This window comes from Bradyrhizobium sp. 2TAF24, assembly GCF_052115025.1.
Taxonomy (GTDB): Bacteria; Pseudomonadota; Alphaproteobacteria; order Rhizobiales; family Xanthobacteraceae; genus Bradyrhizobium_A.
The window spans coordinates 18061-34899 of record NZ_JBFRFW010000012.1 but is presented as its reverse complement, the minus strand read 5'-3'; the positions used below and the strand labels follow the sequence as shown (position 1 = coordinate 34899).

The 16839-nt window shown below is 67.8% G+C and carries 21 protein-coding genes; 12 read left to right on the top strand and 9 right to left on the bottom strand.

What is annotated here, in order from left to right; genetic code table 11:
• The first annotated feature begins 274 nt into the window (after positions 1-274).
• Genes AB4Z37_RS18905 through AB4Z37_RS18885 form a run of 5 tightly spaced genes read left to right on the top strand, consistent with a single transcriptional unit; the run spans position 275 to position 2133 of the window.
• Entirely contained in the window at positions 275-436 is a 162-nt protein-coding gene (locus AB4Z37_RS18905; protein ID WP_441518281.1) for a hypothetical protein, read from the top strand.
• Positions 436-1245 carry a hypothetical protein gene (locus tag AB4Z37_RS18900; RefSeq protein WP_441518280.1) on the top strand — a complete coding sequence of 270 codons (810 nt, stop codon included), beginning with the start codon at positions 436-438 and terminating at the stop codon, positions 1243-1245. Before AB4Z37_RS18905 ends, AB4Z37_RS18900 begins: the two co-directional genes overlap by 1 nt.
• Positions 1242-1487: a hypothetical protein gene (locus tag AB4Z37_RS18895; protein ID WP_441518279.1), complete on the top strand. Its 246-nt coding sequence runs from the start codon at positions 1242-1244 to the stop codon at positions 1485-1487. The genes AB4Z37_RS18900 and AB4Z37_RS18895 overlap by 4 nt, the downstream gene beginning before the upstream one ends.
• Positions 1488-1489: 2 nt before the next feature.
• Positions 1490-1885 (top strand): hypothetical protein, encoded by a 396-nt coding sequence (locus tag AB4Z37_RS18890; RefSeq protein ID WP_441518278.1) that lies wholly within the window; start codon positions 1490-1492, stop codon positions 1883-1885.
• Entirely contained in the window at positions 1882-2133 is a 252-nt protein-coding gene (locus AB4Z37_RS18885; protein ID WP_393013486.1) for a hypothetical protein, read from the top strand. Before AB4Z37_RS18890 ends, AB4Z37_RS18885 begins: the two co-directional genes overlap by 4 nt.
• 353 nt (positions 2134-2486) lie before the next feature.
• On the opposite strand, the gene AB4Z37_RS18880 is transcribed toward AB4Z37_RS18885, so the two are convergent.
• Positions 2487-3938: an ArnT family glycosyltransferase gene (locus AB4Z37_RS18880; protein WP_441518277.1), complete on the bottom strand. Its 1452-nt coding sequence runs from the start codon at positions 3936-3938 to the stop codon at positions 2487-2489.
• A 283-nt stretch (positions 3939-4221) separates the two neighbouring features.
• On the opposite strand from AB4Z37_RS18880, the gene ku reads away from it, so the two are divergent.
• The 4 genes from ku to AB4Z37_RS18860 all read left to right on the top strand — a co-directional run bounded on the left by ku (position 4222) and on the right by AB4Z37_RS18860 (position 6101).
• Complete coding sequence (gene ku, locus AB4Z37_RS18875; RefSeq protein WP_441518276.1) at positions 4222-5196, top strand: non-homologous end joining protein Ku; 975 nt, start codon at positions 4222-4224, stop codon at positions 5194-5196.
• A gap of 12 nt (positions 5197-5208) precedes the next feature.
• On the top strand, positions 5209-5460 hold the full coding sequence (locus tag AB4Z37_RS18870; protein WP_441518275.1) for a hypothetical protein: 252 nt from the start codon (positions 5209-5211) through the stop codon (positions 5458-5460).
• A gap of 2 nt (positions 5461-5462) precedes the next feature.
• On the top strand, positions 5463-5735 hold the full coding sequence (locus AB4Z37_RS18865; RefSeq protein ID WP_441518475.1) for a hypothetical protein: 273 nt from the start codon (positions 5463-5465) through the stop codon (positions 5733-5735).
• Positions 5736-5855: 120 nt separating this feature from the next.
• Positions 5856-6101 carry a hypothetical protein gene (locus AB4Z37_RS18860; protein ID WP_441518274.1) on the top strand — a complete coding sequence of 82 codons (246 nt, stop codon included), beginning with the start codon at positions 5856-5858 and terminating at the stop codon, positions 6099-6101.
• Between the two features lie 457 nt (positions 6102-6558).
• On the opposite strand, the gene AB4Z37_RS18855 is transcribed toward AB4Z37_RS18860, so the two are convergent.
• Positions 6559-7575 carry a zinc-dependent alcohol dehydrogenase family protein gene (locus tag AB4Z37_RS18855; protein ID WP_441518273.1) on the bottom strand — a complete coding sequence of 339 codons (1017 nt, stop codon included), beginning with the start codon at positions 7573-7575 and terminating at the stop codon, positions 6559-6561.
• 103 nt (positions 7576-7678) lie between these two features.
• Here AB4Z37_RS18855 and AB4Z37_RS18850 point away from each other — a divergent pair, with 103 nt between their 5' ends.
• The 3 genes from AB4Z37_RS18850 (at position 7679) to AB4Z37_RS18840 (ending at position 9301) form a co-directional block, all read left to right on the top strand.
• Positions 7679-8044, top strand: a complete 366-nt coding sequence (locus AB4Z37_RS18850; protein ID WP_441518272.1) for a MerR family transcriptional regulator — start codon at positions 7679-7681, stop codon at positions 8042-8044.
• A 130-nt stretch (positions 8045-8174) separates the two neighbouring features.
• Positions 8175-8465: a hypothetical protein gene (locus tag AB4Z37_RS18845; protein ID WP_441518271.1), complete on the top strand. Its 291-nt coding sequence runs from the start codon at positions 8175-8177 to the stop codon at positions 8463-8465.
• A 269-nt stretch (positions 8466-8734) separates the two neighbouring features.
• Positions 8735-9301, top strand: coding sequence for a hypothetical protein (locus AB4Z37_RS18840; RefSeq protein WP_441518270.1), 567 nt, complete (start codon positions 8735-8737; stop codon positions 9299-9301).
• Between the two features lie 9 nt (positions 9302-9310).
• On the opposite strand, the gene AB4Z37_RS18835 is transcribed toward AB4Z37_RS18840, so the two are convergent.
• The 7 genes from AB4Z37_RS18835 to AB4Z37_RS18805 form a co-directional block, all read right to left on the bottom strand.
• On the bottom strand, positions 9311-10096 hold the full coding sequence (locus AB4Z37_RS18835) for a fumarylacetoacetate hydrolase family protein (RefSeq protein WP_441518269.1): 786 nt from the start codon (positions 10094-10096) through the stop codon (positions 9311-9313).
• 202 nt (positions 10097-10298) lie between these two features.
• Positions 10299-11273, bottom strand: coding sequence for a 2-dehydropantoate 2-reductase (locus AB4Z37_RS18830; protein WP_441518268.1), 975 nt, complete (start codon positions 11271-11273; stop codon positions 10299-10301).
• Positions 11274-11381: 108 nt separating this feature from the next.
• Positions 11382-11843 carry a CBS domain-containing protein gene (locus AB4Z37_RS18825; RefSeq protein ID WP_441518267.1) on the bottom strand — a complete coding sequence of 154 codons (462 nt, stop codon included), beginning with the start codon at positions 11841-11843 and terminating at the stop codon, positions 11382-11384.
• Between the two features lie 443 nt (positions 11844-12286).
• On the bottom strand, positions 12287-13171 hold the full coding sequence (gene sucD, locus AB4Z37_RS18820; protein WP_441518266.1) for a succinate--CoA ligase subunit alpha: 885 nt from the start codon (positions 13169-13171) through the stop codon (positions 12287-12289).
• Positions 13172-14374, bottom strand: a complete 1203-nt coding sequence (gene sucC / locus AB4Z37_RS18815) for an ADP-forming succinate--CoA ligase subunit beta (RefSeq protein ID WP_441518265.1) — start codon at positions 14372-14374, stop codon at positions 13172-13174.
• A 369-nt stretch (positions 14375-14743) separates the two neighbouring features.
• Positions 14744-16060: an oxalate/formate MFS antiporter gene (oxlT, locus tag AB4Z37_RS18810; RefSeq protein WP_441518264.1), complete on the bottom strand. Its 1317-nt coding sequence runs from the start codon at positions 16058-16060 to the stop codon at positions 14744-14746.
• 477 nt (positions 16061-16537) lie between these two features.
• Positions 16538-16675, bottom strand: a complete 138-nt coding sequence (locus tag AB4Z37_RS18805) for a hypothetical protein (RefSeq protein ID WP_441518263.1) — start codon at positions 16673-16675, stop codon at positions 16538-16540.
• Between the last annotated feature and the right edge of the window lie 164 nt (positions 16676-16839).

Sequence of the window (16839 nt, the reverse complement as noted above, 5' to 3'; positions counted from 1 at the left end):
GCATGTCGCGGCCCGAGCCGACGGTCCGGCGCAGCGTTCGTGACCCGGCGTCGGGATGGAGATCGCGCGTGCGTATCGCCCGCCGGAGCGAGGGCATATCCATCGTCAAAGGCCCATGAATAACGCTGCAACATTGTGACGCAGTCTAAGAAACAAATTGCAACATTTCAACGCCTGATAGCCCTGCAATCATACTTGCAACCCGCCGCCGATCAAGGCGGCATCTTCCCAGTGAGGCCCCCGTTCGGGGGCTTTTTTCATGGAGAAAACGACGATGACTTCAGCCGCTCTTGCCGGTGAGGTGGTGCTGTTCGCGCTCGGCGTCCTCGCCGGGCTGTCGTGGCCGAGGATCCGCGCGTGGGCGCGCGGCGCGGCCGCCAGCGCCAAAGAAAAGATCAGGGAAAAGATCAAGGCCGATATCGAGCGAGGGCTGTGATGGTGGCGCTGAGTGCACTCACCGCCGCCAATGCGCGGCGCTGGGCGGTCGCCCGCATGCTGGCCGATCGCGGCTTGGCCTTCCGGGCCGTGGCGCGGCGGCTGGTGGCGGCGAGGGACCGCTACCTCGCCGTCGCCAGGCAGACCGGCGTGCCATGGTTCGTGATCGCGGTGATTCATGAGCGCGAGGCGTCGCAGCGCTGGGACGCATCATTGGCGCAGGGCGATCCGTGGAATCGCGTCAGCACTCATGTGCCGAGAGGCCGCGGGCCGTTTCCGTCATGGGCGGCGGCGGCGGTCGACGCGCTGGTGGACTGCCCGCCGCATGCCGCGCGATGGAAAGACTGGTCGCCCGGCGGCCTCCTGACCCTGCTCGAGCACTACAACGGCCTCGGCTACGCCGGCATGGGCCAGCCGTCGCCTTACGTGTGGTCGGGCACCGATCAGTACAGCCGGGGCAAGTATGTGCGGGACGGCGTCTACGATCCCAACGCTGTCGACGCCCAGCTCGGCTGCGCCGGGCTGCTGCTGGCGATGGCCGAGATCGACGCCGGCGTGGCGGCGGCGCTCGGGCACAGCGATGCCACGCCATCGGCCGTGCCCGCAGCGCGGCGCGCGGCTGGCCGTCCGTCGCCGAAACCGAAAACGCCCGCGGTGATCGCCGCCGCCACGGCCGCGGCGGGCGCCGGCGCGTGGTGGCCGGGGCTGTCGTCCGGCACCAGGGCGGCGCTGGTGGTTGTCGTCGTCGCGGGCCTTGCGGCGGCGATCGTGTTCTTCATCAAGCATCGCAAACAGGAGGCGCGGCCATGATCTGGCGCAAGCTCAAGGCGGCATGCCTGCATTCCCTCACGGTCGCCTGGTCCTACGCCCTTGCGGTCACCGGCATGGTCTTCCAGGCCATCGACAGCATCGGCGATGCGCTCGGCGATCCCGGGCTGAGGGATCAGCTCACGGCGGCGATCGGCGACACCCGAACGGTGGGGCGCATCCTGCTCGGCATCTCGCTCATCACGCTGATCGCGCGGCTGCGCTCGCTGCGCAAGGGCGCCTGACCATGTGGGGCGCGTTGCTGTCATTTCTCGGCGGCCCGCTGATCGCCGGGCTGCTCAACGCCTACAAGGCGCGGCTGCAGTCGCTGGACAGTCAGGACCAGAAGGCGCTCGAGCTCGCCGAAGCCGAAATCCGCGCCGAGATCGCCGCGCGCGCGGATGCCACGAAACTGCTGATCGCCGAACAAGGCCGCTGGTACACCGCGATCATCCGCCCGCTGTTCGCCGCGCCCTTCATCATCTTCGCCTTCAAGGTGGTGGTGTGGGACAAGGTGCTGGGCCTCGGCAGCACCGACCGGCTCGATCCGAATTTCTGGGCTGTGTTCCAGACCATCGTGGTGTCGTACTTCGGCGCCACGGCGGTCGAGCGGGTGACGCGCATCTTCAGGAGAGGCGGATGACGGAAAGCCACGAGGTGCGCGAGATCGCCGAGGCCACGGCGCGGGCGACGGTGAAGGAGTTCTTCCTCGCGCTCGGCGTCAACGCCGACGATCCCGAGGCGGTGATCGCCGTGCAGAAGGACTTCGCCCATCTGCGCGCCTGGCGCGAGGCCAGCGACACCGTCAAGCGCAAGGGGCTGGGGGCGGCAGTGACGATCATCGTGACGGGCGTGCTCGGCCTGATCTGGCTGGCGATCAGCAAGCATTGACATGGCCATGTGCGATGACGCCCGTGGCTCTGTGTGCTCCGTCCCGCAATTGCGCCGGCCGTGCCGTCGATCCGCAGCAACCGCGCCCGGGCGGTATCATGGCGCGCCGCGAGGACAGCGCTTTGCCGGATCGATCGAATCACCCGCAGCATTACATCATGATCACGACAGTGGGCGCGCCGCGCCGAGAGGCTGGAGCGAGATGACCTGACGGGCGTTCGACATCGGCGATCGATTTGGATCCGCTGGCAGACCGGCTGTCTGCTTTCCTCCCGACTTGGCCCGGCACGCCTTGCCCCCCTCGGCGTGCCGGGCCATTTATCGTTTTCAGCGCCGCTGCCGGCAGACGCGCATCACGGCGCGATCTCGTAGACGCCGAGCGCGGTGCCGCCGGCTTGCACGGTGGTGCGTTCGTGCCAGGGCAGGTCCGGCGCCAGCTGCGCCAGCGCGGCGCGCTCCTGCGGGGTCACCACCGCGAGCGCGGGGCCGCGCAGGGTGGCGAGCGCGGCCATCGGCACCTCGCGGATCGGCCCGGCGACATAGGCCAGCATGTTGTGCTCCGCCGAGCTCGGCAGCACATAAACGGGCCCGGCGACATCGCGGCGCACCGCCTGCACGGCGGTACCGGCGATGCGCGCGTCCTGGAACAGCCGCGGCATCAGCGGCATCACGATCCAGCTGAGCACCACCACATAGGTCGCGATCAGGCCGCCGATCACCAGCGTCGAGACGATCACCCGCGAATGCGGCCCGCGCCAGCGCGCGAACATCACGCCGCACATCACCGCGAGCGCCGGATTGGCCGGCATGGCATAGCGCGTGGCGACGCCGCCGGGCCAGGCCAGCAGCACCAGCGAGCAGGCGAGCGCATAGATCAGCGCCGCGCGCAGCAGCTCGGCGTCGAGGCCCCTGGCGCCGCGCCACAGGATGACCAGCGCGGGCCCCAGCAGCAGCGTGCCGGGCAGCCACTCGGCGACGAGGCTGACGACGAAATCGAGATGGTCGCGCACGAGCTGGACGTGGCCGAGGTCGAGCAGCCGCGAATGCACCGCCCAGCCATGGACGTCGGACGGGATCGCCACCGCGACATACCAGGCGCCGACCATGATCCCGGCGATCGCGTTCGCCAGCACGAAGCCGGGCAGCTGCGCGATCTCGCGCCGAACCAGCAGCGCGATGCCGACGCCGAGAGTGACATAGGCGACCGGCTGCGGCCCCTTGGCGAGGCCGGCAATTCCCATCAGCGCGCCGATCATCAGCCAGCGCCCGAGCGTCAGCCGGCCCGCGGCCGTGCTTGTCCACCACAACCAGAACGCGCTGAACAGCAGCACCGAGGTGGTGACGTCGGGCTCCGCCGTGATCGCCTTCTGCGCCACCATCGGGCTTGCCAGCCAGCACAGCGCACCGAACAGGCCGGCCGCCTTGCCGCCGAGCGGCTTCACCAGGTCATAGACCATGACGCCGCCGAGGATCAGGAAGGCGATGTGCGGCAGCCGCGCCAGCGGAACCGTGATTTCGCCGACCACCGCGCCGAGGGTGGCGATGATCCACGACAGCAGCACCGGCCGTTCGGCGAACCGCGCGCCATAGCGGAACGGCGTCAGCCAGTGGCCGTCCTCGAGCGCGCCGCGCGCCAGCGCGATCACGGTGCCCTCCTCGTGGTGAGCGGCGCGCAGCAGCAGCGCCGGCACGGTCATCAGCACAGCGAGGGCCATGATCCAGATCAGCGGGTGGCGGGCCTGGTCGAGCCGGTTGAAGCGCGCCAGCAGCCACTGGCCCGGAATGAAGAAGATATGCAGGAACATGAACGGGGCAGTTGAGGCGGGGCAGGCGGGAGGGCGGGCGAACAGGCCTTCTCTTTCGCGCTCGAGGCGGCCAAGTCAAGGTGCTGGGCAGCGCAAGTGAGCCGCTCACGTCCCCGAAACGGCACAACGTTCCCGGCCTGTTCCGGCCTTAACCAGCCGGCACGCAAAAAACGACTGATCCTATCGACTGTTGCACAGGAAAGGGTAGCATGACGGCAGCGGGATCGACGGGAACCAGCCCGGCACTGATCGATTGGTAGCGTGTTGCGTTTGGAGTTTTCAGATGGCGCCGCGTCCGAACTGGAAAGGCTTTTTGCGTCTGTCGCTGGTGACCTGCCCGGTCGCACTGTATCCGGCCACCTCCGAGTCCGAGAAGATCAGCTTCAACCAGATCAACAAGGCCACCGGCCATCGCATCAAGTACATGAAGGTGGACGCCGAGACCGGCGAGGAGGTCGCCGCCGCCGACATCGTCAAGGGCTACAAGGTCGATACCGACAGCTACATCCAGGTGACGCAGGACGAACTCGACGCCATCCAGCCGGAGAGCGGCCGCACCATCGAGATCGATACGTTCGTGCCCAAGGCGGAGATCGACGATCTCTATCTGGTGCGCCCTTACTACCTGGTGCCTGATGGCAAGGTCGGCCATGACGCCTTCGCGGTGATCCGCGAGACCATCAAGGCGATGGACAAGGTGGCGCTGGCGCGTGTGGTGCTGACCAACCGCGAGCACATCATCGCGCTGCAGGCGCGCGGCAAGGGCCTGATGGGCCTGTTGCTGCGCTACCCCTACGAGGTGCGCGACGAGAACGAGTATTTCGACGGCATCCAGGATGTGAAAGTCACCAGGGACATGCTCGACCTCGCCGAGCATATCGTCGAGAGCAAGTCCGGCCACTTCGCGCCGGACAAGTTCGAGGATGCGTACGAGAGCGCGGTGATCGACCTGATCAACCGCAAGAAGGCCGGTCAGCCGATCACGCGGGGCAAGGCGCCCAGCGAGAGCAACGTCATCGACCTGATGGATGCGCTGCGCAAGAGCCTCGGCCACGACGTCAAGGCGCAGCCGGCGGCGAAAGCCCAAAAGCCGGCCAAGGGCAAGAAGCCGCGCAAGCGCATCGAGGGCCAGAAGGAGATGTTGTTCCCAATCGCGGGCAAGGGCGCCGGCAAGGCGGCCGCGGCGAAGGAAGCAGGGCGCGAGGTCGCCAGGAAGCCCGCGCCGCGGGCCGGCGGCCGCCAGCGCAAGGCGGGCTGACGGAGCCGCGCCATGGGCATCGACCGGCATGAGTGGGAGCATCGCAACTACAAGTCCGGCCGGGCGCTGAAGGCCGCGCCGCCGCCGGAGCTCGAAGGCGATCCCGCCGCGCATGATGCCTCGCTCGGCGACGCCGAGGGCGCGCCGCAAGCCGCCGCCAGCGACAAGGCGAAAGCCAAGGCCAATGACACGGCCGCAGTGGCTGCGCCAAAGCCGGCGGCGAGGGGCAAGGCGGCGGCGAAGAAAGCGGCGCGGGCGGGATGACCATGCGCAAGCTGATCGATTTCGACGACGACACCTTCAGCAAGCTCAAGCAGCTCGGCAGCGACCGCATGGCGACGCTGCAGGAGCTCGCCGACGAGGCGTTTGCCGATCTTCTGAACAAGCACGGCGTGCCGATCGACCTGCGTGACGCGCTGCGCCAGAGCGCGCGCGGCGCGTCGGCCGGCGCGCCTGCAGTCGCGCGTCCGCGCGTGCAGCCGGTATCCGCAGTCCGAAGATCAGCGTCCCAGCCGCGAGGCAAGGCGTCCGGCCGCTAGCCGACGTCATCAGCTCAACGGGCCGCCGCTTTCGGGCGCGTGTCGACAGAAAATCACCTGGCAGCCCGCCGTCCGCGGCGGGACAAGACCAGGGAGGCGGTCAACGGACAGGACGGTGTCATGCGCTACCAGAAGCCAGAGGATGTCGCGCGCCAGATTGCCGAGCGGCGATTCCAGCGAAGCACGTGGAATGACGGCATGAAGCGCGACAGCTTCCTGCTGCCGCGCACCGAGGCCCGCGCCAAGGCCAAGGAATATCTCGCGCGCTATCCCAAGGCGGCGTACATGAGCGAGGTCGAGAACTGGCGCGAGCTGCCCGGCGACATGATCGAGTTCACCATGCGCCGGCTGCCGTCGGCGGATTGAGCCGGGCATCGTCGTGATGGCGCCGCGCCAACGCGACCGCGCAGAACATGACGCTGTGGTCGCGTGGCGGTCTCCGCATCACGCAAGACCCTCATGGTGAGGAGCGTGGCACCGCCGCGCGTCTCGAACCATGAGGCCGTGGCGTCACGGCCTCATCCTTCGAGACGCGGCTGCGCCGCTCCTCAGGATGAGGGAAGACGTCGTCGTGACGGCAGCTATCCGAGATTTAGGCGTTCCACATATTCGGCGTCATCACCGGGCCGACGCGAAGCGTCGAGACCCGGTGATCCAGCTTCAACTTTTCTGCTTGTCGCAGGAAAGCTGGATTGCCGGATCAAGTCCGGCAATGACGCACTGGGTGTAGTGAGCTCGCAAATAAATCGGACCGCCGGAGGGCGCCCAGGATCGACGCATTGGATGTGCTCGGATTCGCAATGAACCGGACTGTTGGGGCCTCCTACCCCCCAACCCGGATCACCACCTTGCCGACATGGTTCGCGGCGCGCAGGTGGGCGTAGGCGTCACCGACCGCATCGAACGCGAACACGCGGTCGATCACCGGCCGGATTTGCCGCTCCGCGATGAAGGCGAGCATGTCCTCGAAATGCGCGCGCGAGCCGACGGTGACGCCGATGATGTCGGCGTTCATGCTCTGCAGCCGCGCCAGATTGGGCTGCGGCCCGAAGCCGGTGAGCACGCCGATCTGGGCGATCTTGCCGCCGGCGCCGACGACGTTCAGCGCGCGCTGGTAGGTTTGCGGTCCGCCGAGCTCCAGCACATGGCTGACGCCGTGGCCGCCGGTGAGGTCGAGCACCGCGGCGTCCCAGTCGGGTGTGGTGCGGTAGTTGACGAGGTCGGTGGCGCCGAGCGCCCTGGCGCGCGCGAGCTTGTCGTCGGACGACGACAGCACGATCACCCGCGCGCCGAGCGCCACGGCGAACTGCAGGCCGAACAGCGCAACGCCGCCGGTGCCCTGCACCAGCAGCGTGTCGCCGGCACTGACACCGCCGCGGGCGATCAGCCCATGCCAGGCGGTCACCGCCGCGCACGGCAAGGTCGCGGCCTCCAACGCGTCGAGCGTTGCGGGCACACGCACCCACGCATGCTCCGGCAGCACCACATGTTCGGCGAGGACGCCGTCGGTGGCGCTGCCGCCGAGCGCGGAGCTCATGTAGCGGGCCTGGAACGGGCCGTCGGTCCAGTCGCGGAAGAACGTGGCGGCGACACGGTCGCCGACCGCGAGGCGCTGCACATTCGCCCCCACCGCATCGACCGTGCCGGCGGCGTCCGACAGCGGAATGCGGCCGTCGCCGGCGCCTTGCGCCACGCCGCCGAGCACCAGCAGGTCACGGTAGTTGAGGCTCGCGGCTTCGATGCGCACGCGCACGTCGTGCGGTCCGGGCTCGGGCAGCGGCGCCTCCGTCAGGGTGGGGCGGGCACCGTCGGCGTCGCGGGTCAGGCGGTAGAGCTTCATGGCTGGTATCCTCATGGGGTTGGCCGTCAGGGTGCGCGATGCTAGAGTCTGACAGCGCTGTCAGGGTCAAGCGGCCCGATGGCGGCAGGAGGCGAGGGCGCGGATGAAGATCGGCGAGCTGTCACGGCGCACGGGAGTCAGCGTGCGCATGCTGCGCTACTACGAGACGGAAGGGCTGCTGGCGCCGGCCCGCACCGGCGCGGGCTATCGCGACTATGATGCCGCCGCCGAGGTGACGGTGCGGCGCATCCGGTTGCTTGGCGAGGCCGGGCTGAAGCTCGACGCCATCCGCCAGTTGCTGCCCTGCCTGCTCAGCGACAAGCCGGAGTTCACGCCGTGCGCCACGCTGCGTGCCGGCCTCGCCCGCGAGGTGCGCGAGCTCGACGAGCGGATCGGCGCGCTGACCCGCAGCCGCCGCATGCTGGCGGGCTTCCTGCACGACCTGCCGGTGGAGAAGGCGGCCGGTTGAGGCCGGACGGCCGCGGCTCGGCACGGCATGAATCACTGCGCGCCGGCACGCGGCCAGCGCGTTTTCGAGCGAAGCATGCCCCGGGCTTGATCCGGCGACGGGCGCAGGGGCGGAGCAGGGAGAGATCGCCATGACCAGAACGATGACGCCTCAACGCCTGGCTTGCGCAGCCGCGCTTGCCGGCCTCGTGGCCGCGCTCGCCCCGGTTGCGGTCGCCGGCCATGCGGAGACCAAAGCGCATCACGCGGCGCAGCCGCGCGCGCCGGTGCAGCCGATGCCGGACCCGCGCATCGAGCGGCCGCTGCCCGACATGAGCGGCGGCAATGCAGCGGCCGGCGGCAACAACGCCAACTCGATGAGCGGCTCCAACAGCGCCGGTGAAAACGCCAATGGCCGCAGCAGCGGCGGATACGGCGGCTGACATTAGCCACCTGACACCTGACACCTGCCGCCTGTCCGCGTGCGGTGCTGAGGATTGAAATCCTCAGCACCGGCCAACGGGCCATCATCGCACGCGGGACACCTGTGCGCCGCGCCGATTGTGGCTGCAGATGTCTCGCAGAGCGCTGCACGCGCACGCTTCGCCGCGCGTTTGCGTAACCAGCCGTTTAGTCTGTGCTGCTAATCTGCAGGACAGTCATTCTGGTTTGGGGACCAGCAATGGTGAAGACGAGAGAATGCTATCTCGGCGTGCGCCGCCTGGTGCCGGAGAAGCCGAAACGATCCGAGGCCGCCGAGAGCGTCGGGCGATGGGGCAGCTCGGGCTACCGGATCGGACGTCTCATCGCGTCGCTCTGCCTGATCGTCGCGTCGCTGCATACGCTGCTGTCCGCCGAACAGATCGCCCACCGCCTGCTCAGCCTGATATTCATCGGGGCATTGCCGGCGCTCGCAGCCTATCTGTTCGGGTGCCTGGCGTATCGCGTGCTCTGCGTCGTCAGCGAAATCTATGATCCGGCAGCGCGCGGGCTCGACCGCATGCGGGCGGTGGCCACGCGCATCATGGTGACGCTGCGCGACGTCGTCGTCCTGCCCGGCATGGCGATGGTCCGGCGATGGCTCGCGCCGCTCGCCGCGCGGGGAGTGGCCGGCGGCGCCGCGCTGCTGCGCCGTGGCTACGCTGCCGCGCTGCCGCTGCGGTCGTTGATCCACTGGGCGGGGCGTGTGGTGTTGCGCGTGGCGACGGCGCCGATCCGGGGCCTCGCCGGCCTGATGCTGCGTCTGCAGGCGCCGATGCCGGCGCGTCGGCCGACCTGACGCCGTCCGTCAGGCGATCGCCGGTTGATGCAGCGTGTTGGTCAGCTCACCGATGCCGTCGATCGCCACGGTGACGGTGCTGACCGCCGCCTTCATGGCGCCGACGCCCAGCGACGTGCCGCAGCAGATGATGTCGCCGGGATGCAGCGTCATGTCATGGGAGATGCGGCTGACCAGTTGCTGCGCGCTGAAGATCATGTCGGCAATCGGATAGTTCTGCCGCTCCGCGCCGTCGAGCACGGTGCGCACCACCAGTGTCGCCGGATCGACGGCGGTCGCAATCACCGGGCCGAACGGGCAGAAGCCGTCAAACCCCTTGGCGCGGGCCCACTGGGCGAAGGTTGAGTCCCGGGTGATGATGTCGGCGGCGGTGATGTCGTTGACGCAGGTGTAGCCGAAGATGTGGGCGTCAGCGTCGTCCGGGCCGACGTTGCTGCAGGTCCGCCCGATGACGATGGCGAGCTCGCCCTCATAGACGATGCGGCCGTCATAGGACGAGGGGCGGCCGACCGCGGCGTCGGGATCGGTCACCGAGGAGGGCGCCTTGAGCAGATACAGCGGCTCGCTGGGTTCGGCGACGCCGAGCTTGGCGGCGAGCGCGTGGAAGTTGTTCCACAGCGCGATCACCTTGGACGGCGTCGTCGGCGCCAGCAGCGTGACATCCGCGCGCGGCAGCCGCGTGCCATTGGCGCGAGGGCTGTCGAACATGTCGCCGTGATGCACGGTGACGTGGCCATCGGCGAGCGTGCCGAAACCGACGGTGTCGCCGTGGCGAAAGCGGACCCAGTGGGGCATGGAGATGTCCTCGCGCGGCGCTGTTGAATTTCGTCGTTGCCGGGCTTGACCCGGCAATCCAGCTTCTTCTGCACCGTCGTTTGCGAAGCAAGCTGGATGCGCGGGTGACCTTAGTCATGGCGATCCGTCGAAGACGGATCGCGCTGCCCGCGCATGACGGTGGTGGAGGGCGAGGGGGCATTGCACCCCTCACGGACTGGCCTCAATACAATCCTGCGACCTTCGCGCGCTGCGCCGTCAGCGCCAGCACGGTGTCGATCGCCGGTGTCGGGATCTGCGTCAGCCGGCCCATTTCCTGGACCACGGTGACGAGGGGATCGATCTCCATCGGACGGCCGCGCTCGAGGTCCTGCAGCATCGAGGTCTTGTGGGCACCGACCTTGCGCGCGCCCTCGATGCGGCGCTCGACATCGACGCGGAATTTGACGCCGAAGCGCTCGGCGATGGCCTGCGCCTCCAGCATCATCGCTTTCGCCACCGCGCGGGTGCCGGGATCGGAGGCGATGACGTCGAGGGTGGCGTGGGTCAGCGCGCTGATCGGATTGAAGCAGACATTGCCCCATAGCTTGAGCCAGATCTCGTCACGGATGCGGTCGAGCACCGGGGCCTGCAGGCCGGCCCTGGCGAACATCTCCGACAGCCTGGTGACATCGGCGGAGATTTCGCCGGACGGCTCGCCGATCGGGAAGCGGTCGCCATAGACATGGCGGATGACGCCGGGCGCCTCGAGCTCGGTCGCGGGATAGACGATGCAGCCGATCGCGCGCTGCGGCCCCAGTTCCTTCCACTGCCGTCCGCCGGGATCGATGCTCTCCAGCGTGACGTTCTGGAATTCGTTGCCGTGCTTGTAGAAGTACCAGTAGGGGATGCCGTTCACCGCGGTGACGACGCGGGTGTGGTCGCCGATCAGCGGCTTCATCGCGTCCAGCGTGCCGGTGATCGAATGGGCCTTGAGGCAGATGATGACATAGTCCTGCACGCCGAGCTCGGCGGCGGTGTCGGTACAGCGCGGATGGACGACGTGCGTCTCGTCACCGGTCAGCAGCTTGAGGCCGCTCTCGCGCATGGCGGCGAGATGGGCGCCGCGCGCCACCAGGCTGACCTCGGCGCCGGCTTCCGCGAGCCTGACGCCGAGATAGCCGCCGATCGCGCCCGCGCCGTAGATGCAAATCTTCATGGGGTGTCCTAACGCCTCGAAATCCTGTGGGTGTTGCAATGAGCCATGCCGCGGCTGTTGGTTGAGCCCCGGAGGTGGTCCGGGGCTCACAGGTCGGCCGCGCCGCCGTTACAGCTGCGGCGCGGAGGCGGCCACCGCCGCCGGCGTCAGGGTGGCGGCGGGCACGAACGCCGCGTCGCCCATCAGCTCGAGATCGCGGATGCTGATGACGCCGATCAGGCTGTGCTCGTCGATCACCGGCAGGTGGCGGATGTGATGGTCGCGCATCAGGCCGCGGACATGCTCCAGCGTGTCGGTGGAGCTGCAGGACACCAGCTGCTGCACCGAGATCAGCGCCGCGACTTTCATGGTCAGGCCCGCCGGGCCGTGCTCGGCCACCGCGCGCGCCACGTCGCGCTCGGAGAACATGCCGACCGCAACATTGCCTTCGGTGCGGCAAACGTCCTTCACCACCAGCGCGCCGACGTTGTTGGCCCGCAGCAGCTCGGCGGCGGTCGCCACCGTCTCGTTCATGCGCACCGTCGCGATGCGGGTGCCCTTCCGGGTGCGCAGGATGTCACCGACTTTCATTTCAACCTCCCTCGCGTGGGCTGGCCATGGAGCCGGCCGGTTCAGTCCGACGGGGATGAGTATTGGTATACATTATGCCAGAAGTCAACGTGGTTCAGGCGGCGTGGGGTTGTCATTTTGTCAAAAGGGGAAGGGGCAGGAAGGCTGACGTTTTGGGTGGGAGCGCAGCGTGCCATGGCGTAGCGCCTTTCCTCATGGTGAGGAGCGCCGCACCGCCGCGCGTCTCGCACCATGAGGCCGAGGCATCGCGTGCACGCGGTGGCTTCGTCACGTGGCCTCGTCCTTCGAGACGCCCGCTGCGCGGGCTCCTCAGGACGAGGAGAGGTGCTGAGAGACAACGTTGAGTTCTCACACGCGCGTCTCAACGCCTCGTCGCAACGCGAATGCCCGCGCCGGGGGGAGCGCGGGCATTGCGGCGGCAGACGTGGGGGGCGAGCGTCGCACTAGTGTTTCAACAATTCGAGCAGCGTGGCGCCGAGCCGCGCCGGCGAGGGCGAGACGCGGATGCCTGCGTCCTCCATCGCCGCGATCTTGGATTCCGCATCGCCCTTGCCGCCGGAGACGATGGCGCCGGCATGGCCCATGCGGCGGCCGGGCGGCGCGGTGCGGCCGGCGATGAAGCCGACCATCGGCTTGCTGCGGCCGCGCTTCGCCTCGTCCTTGATGAACTGTGCGGCGTCCTCTTCCGCCGCGCCGCCGATCTCGCCGATCATCACGATCGACTCCGTCCGGGGATCGGCGAGGAACATCTCCAGCACGTCGATGAACTCGGTGCCCTTCACCGGATCGCCGCCGATGCCGACCGCGGAGGTCTGCCCGAGGCCGACCTGCGAGGTCTGGAACACCGCCTCATAGGTCAGCGTGCCCGAGCGCGACACCACGCCGACGCTGCCTCTTTTGAAGATGCTGCCGGGCATGATGCCGATCTTGCATTCGCCGGCGGTCATCAGGCCCGGACAGTTCGGCCCGACGAGGCGCGAGGCCGAGCCGTCGAGCGCGCGCTTGACGCGCACCATGTCCTTCACCGGAATGCCTTCGGTGATACACACGATCAGCGGCACCTCCGCGTCGATCGCCTCGCAGATCGCATCCGCCGCGCCCGGCGGCGGCACATAGATCACGCTGGCGTCGGCGCCGGTCGCCTCGCGCGCCTGCGCCACGGTGTCGAACACCGGCAGGCCGAGATGCGTGGAGCCGCCCTTGCCCGGCGAAGTGCCGCCGACCATCTTCGTCCCGTAGAGCATCGCCTGCTCGGAGTGGAAGGTGCCGTTCTTGCCGGTGAAGCCCTGGCAGATCACTTTGGTGTCGGCATCGATCAGGATCGACATTTACGCGGCCTCCTTGCGCACGGCGCGAACGATCTTTTGCGCCGCGTCGTCGAGATCGTCGGCGGAGACGACGTTGAGACGGGACTCGGCGATGATCGTCTTGCCGCGTTCGACATTGGTGCCTTCGAGCCGCACCACCAGCGGAACTTTAAGTCCGACCTCACGCACCGCGGCGACCACGCCCTCGGCGATGACGTCGCAGCGCATGATGCCGCCAAAGATATTGACCAGAATGCCGCGCACGTTGGGATCGGCGGTGATGATCTTGAAGGCGGCGGCGACCTTGTCCCTGGTGGCGCCGCCACCGACGTCGAGGAAGTTCGCCGGCGTGCCGCCATAGAGCTTGATGATGTCCATGGTCGCCATGGCAAGGCCAGCGCCGTTGACCATGCAGCCGATCTCGCCATCGAGGGCGATGTAATTGAGATCGTATTTCGACGCCTCGATCTCCTTGTCGTCCTCCTCGGAGAGGTCACGCAGCCGCAGCACGTCGGGATGGCGGTAGAGCGCATTGGAATCGAAGCTGACCTTGGCGTCGAGGCAGCGCAGCTCGCCCTGTTTCGTCAGCACCAGCGGATTGATCTCGAGCATCGCCATGTCCTTGGCGACGAAGGCGGCATAGAGCTGCAGCGTCAGCCGCTCGGCCTGCTTCGCAAGATCGTCGGTGAGGCCGAGGGCGGTCGCGACCTTGCGGCCGTGATGCGCCATCACGCCGGTCGCGGGATCGACCGAGAAGGTCACGATCTTCGCGGGCGTCGTGTGCGCGACCTCCTCGATGTCCATGCCGCCCTCGGTCGAGACCACGAAAGCGACGCGCGAGGTGGCGCGGTCGACCAGCATCGACAGGTAGAACTCTTTCGCGATCTCCGAGCCGTCTTCGATGTAGAGACGGTTGACCTGCTTGCCCTGCGGCCCGGTCTGCACCGTCACCAGCGTGTGGTGGAGCATCTCGCTTGCGAACGCGCCGACCTCGGCCACCGAGCGCGCGATGCGGACGCCGCCCTTCGCGCCGGCGGGCAACTCCTTGAACGCGCCCTTGCCGCGGCCGCCGGCATGGATCTGCGACTTCACCACATAGACCGGGCCGGGCAGCGTGCGCGCCGCGGCGATCGCTTCGTCGGCGGTGAAGGCCGCGACGCCCGGCGATACCGGCGCGCCGAACTCCTTCAGAATCGCCTTGCCCTGGTACTCGTGAATGTTCATGCGTTCGCTCCCTCCGCCGCTGTTGGCCGCGCCGGCGCGCGCCCGCGGCGCGTCCAGAGCGACAATTGGCATTATGTATTTTGTATACCAGAACGCAAGATGGCGCGGCTGTCAAGCCGCGCGGCGGGGATCGGTGCGGCGGCGGGAGAAGAGCTGCGCATCGCATCGGACTCTGCTGCCGGCGCATGTCCCGTTCCGCTCATGACCCGATCAAGGCAGGCCGCGTCGTGCGGCTTCGCGAAGATCGGTTCATTCCGTCGCACGCGTCAGCGCGCTGTTCGCCCCGACAAAAAAGGCGCGCACCTTTCGGTGCGCGCCTGTCGCAAGGGGCGGCGGGATCAGGAGATCGCGCCGCGACGACGATCGTCTTTAAGCGATCTTCGCCTTCTGCACGCCGCTCTCGGTGGCGCTGGCATCCTGGTGGCCGTTGATGAAGGCGGCGCGCACCGGTTTGATCACGAACACCGCGAGCAGCGCCGCGGTGGCGTTGAGCGCCACCGCGATCACGAACACCGACTGCCAGCCCCAGGTCGCCGCCGCGACGCTGGCGAGCGGCACCAGCAGCGATGCCGTGCCCTTGGCGGTGTAGAGCATGCCGGCGTTGGTGGTGGCGAATTTCGATCCGAACGTGTCGCCGCAGGTCGCCGGGAACAGGCTGTAGATCTCGCCGAACACCGCGAAGTACACCGCCGTCGCCAGCACGAACACCACCGGGTTCTGGCCGTAGGTCGCGAGCGTCAGCAGCATCACCGCTGCCGTTCCGAACGCGATGAACATGGTGTTCTCGCGGCCGATGTTGTCCGACACCCAGCCGAAGAACGGCCGGCCGAAGCCGTCGAAGATGCGGTCGAGCGAGATCGCGAAGGTCAGCGCCGCCATCTGGAAGCCGAGCAGGCTGACCGGCACGGAGGCGATCTTGTAGTCGTGGGCGATCGGGGCGATCTGCGCCGCGGTCATCAGGCCGCCGGAGGCGACCATCACGAACACGATATAGAGCAGCCAGAACACCGGCTTGCGCAGCACCTGCGACGGCATGAAGTCGACCTTGGTCTGCGGCAGGTTGAGCTTCTTCTTGCGCACCGGCACTGCCTGCGACGGCGGCCGCAGGAACAGCGCGATCACGAACACGATGAGGCCCTGGCCGATGCCGAAGGTGAGGAACGCCTGCTGATAGCCGCTGCTGGCGATCATCGAGGCGATCGGCACCACGGTGAGCGCCGCGCCGGCGCCGAAGCCCGCGGCGGTCGCGCCCGCGGCGAGGCCGCGGCGGTCGGGAAACCACTTCAGCGCGTTGCCGACACAGGTGCCGTACACCGAGCCGGCGCCGATGCCGGCGACCACGGCGGCGACGTACAGCATCGGCAGCGAGCTCGCGAAGGAGTTGAGCACCCAGGCGAGCGTGATCATCACCGCGCCGAACATGATGACGACGCGCGGGCCATAGCGGTCGACGAACCAGGCTTCCACCGGCACCAGCCAGGTCTCGGTGACGACGAAGATCGTGAAGGCGAACTGGATGGCGGCGCGGCCCCAGTGAAACTTGGCGTCGATGGGGTCGACGAACAGCGTCCATCCGTATTGCAGGTTGGCGATCATCGCCATGCACACGATGCCCATCGCAAGTTGAAGCCAGCGGAAAGCGCCGCCTTCAACGGGCACAGGTGCCGATTGCTGGTTGACAGTCATGTTTCCTCCGGTGCGCGTTTGATTATGGCTTTGAAGCCGGCGCTGCCGCGCGAAGACTGGTATACTATATTCCAATTTGCAAGCAGGTTTTGACCGATCGTGTCCGCGGGGGCGTCGGCAGCCGGGGCCTCAGCGGGTGCCGGTTACCGCCGGCCTTCGTGTGCGCGTGCAGAAAAAAAGCCCCGAAACATCGGGGCTTTTGAAGTCAGGGAAGAAAATCAGAACAATCAGGGCCGAATAACCCACGGCATGGCCGCGCGTCGACCGCATATTGGTATGCCATATACCAATATGCAAGAGGCGATTTCCGCCGCTGTGCGGATGGCCGGCGACACAAGAAAAAGGCCCCGGAAATCCGGGGCCCAGGTCGCGAGACTGCCCAGGGAGGAGAGGGCCGTCTCGGGAGGAAAGAATGAGCCGCCAAGCGGCCCGCAGATCAACGTCAAGCCATTGCGGCGTCGACGCTAATCGGTGGCCTCAGAGGCCGAAGGGGGGCACGTCGCCGTTGCGCGCGGCGATCAGGGCGACGCGGTCCAGCGCGGTCTCGATCAGGGTCTTGAGGCGCCCGAACAGGCTCTGCGACGGCAGGCTGCCGAGTGAGGTGGTGTTGGACATCGCGGTATTCCCGTGTGTTGGTGTGGCCGGGGTGCCCGGCGTCATGGGAATGAATTAATGTATACCAGATGCCACATCAACCCTCGTTTCTGCATGGCAGCATCCATCTGTTGCGATGCGGTAAGTGATGGGTGGAGGAGGCGAACCACGTCCGCCGGAGCCTG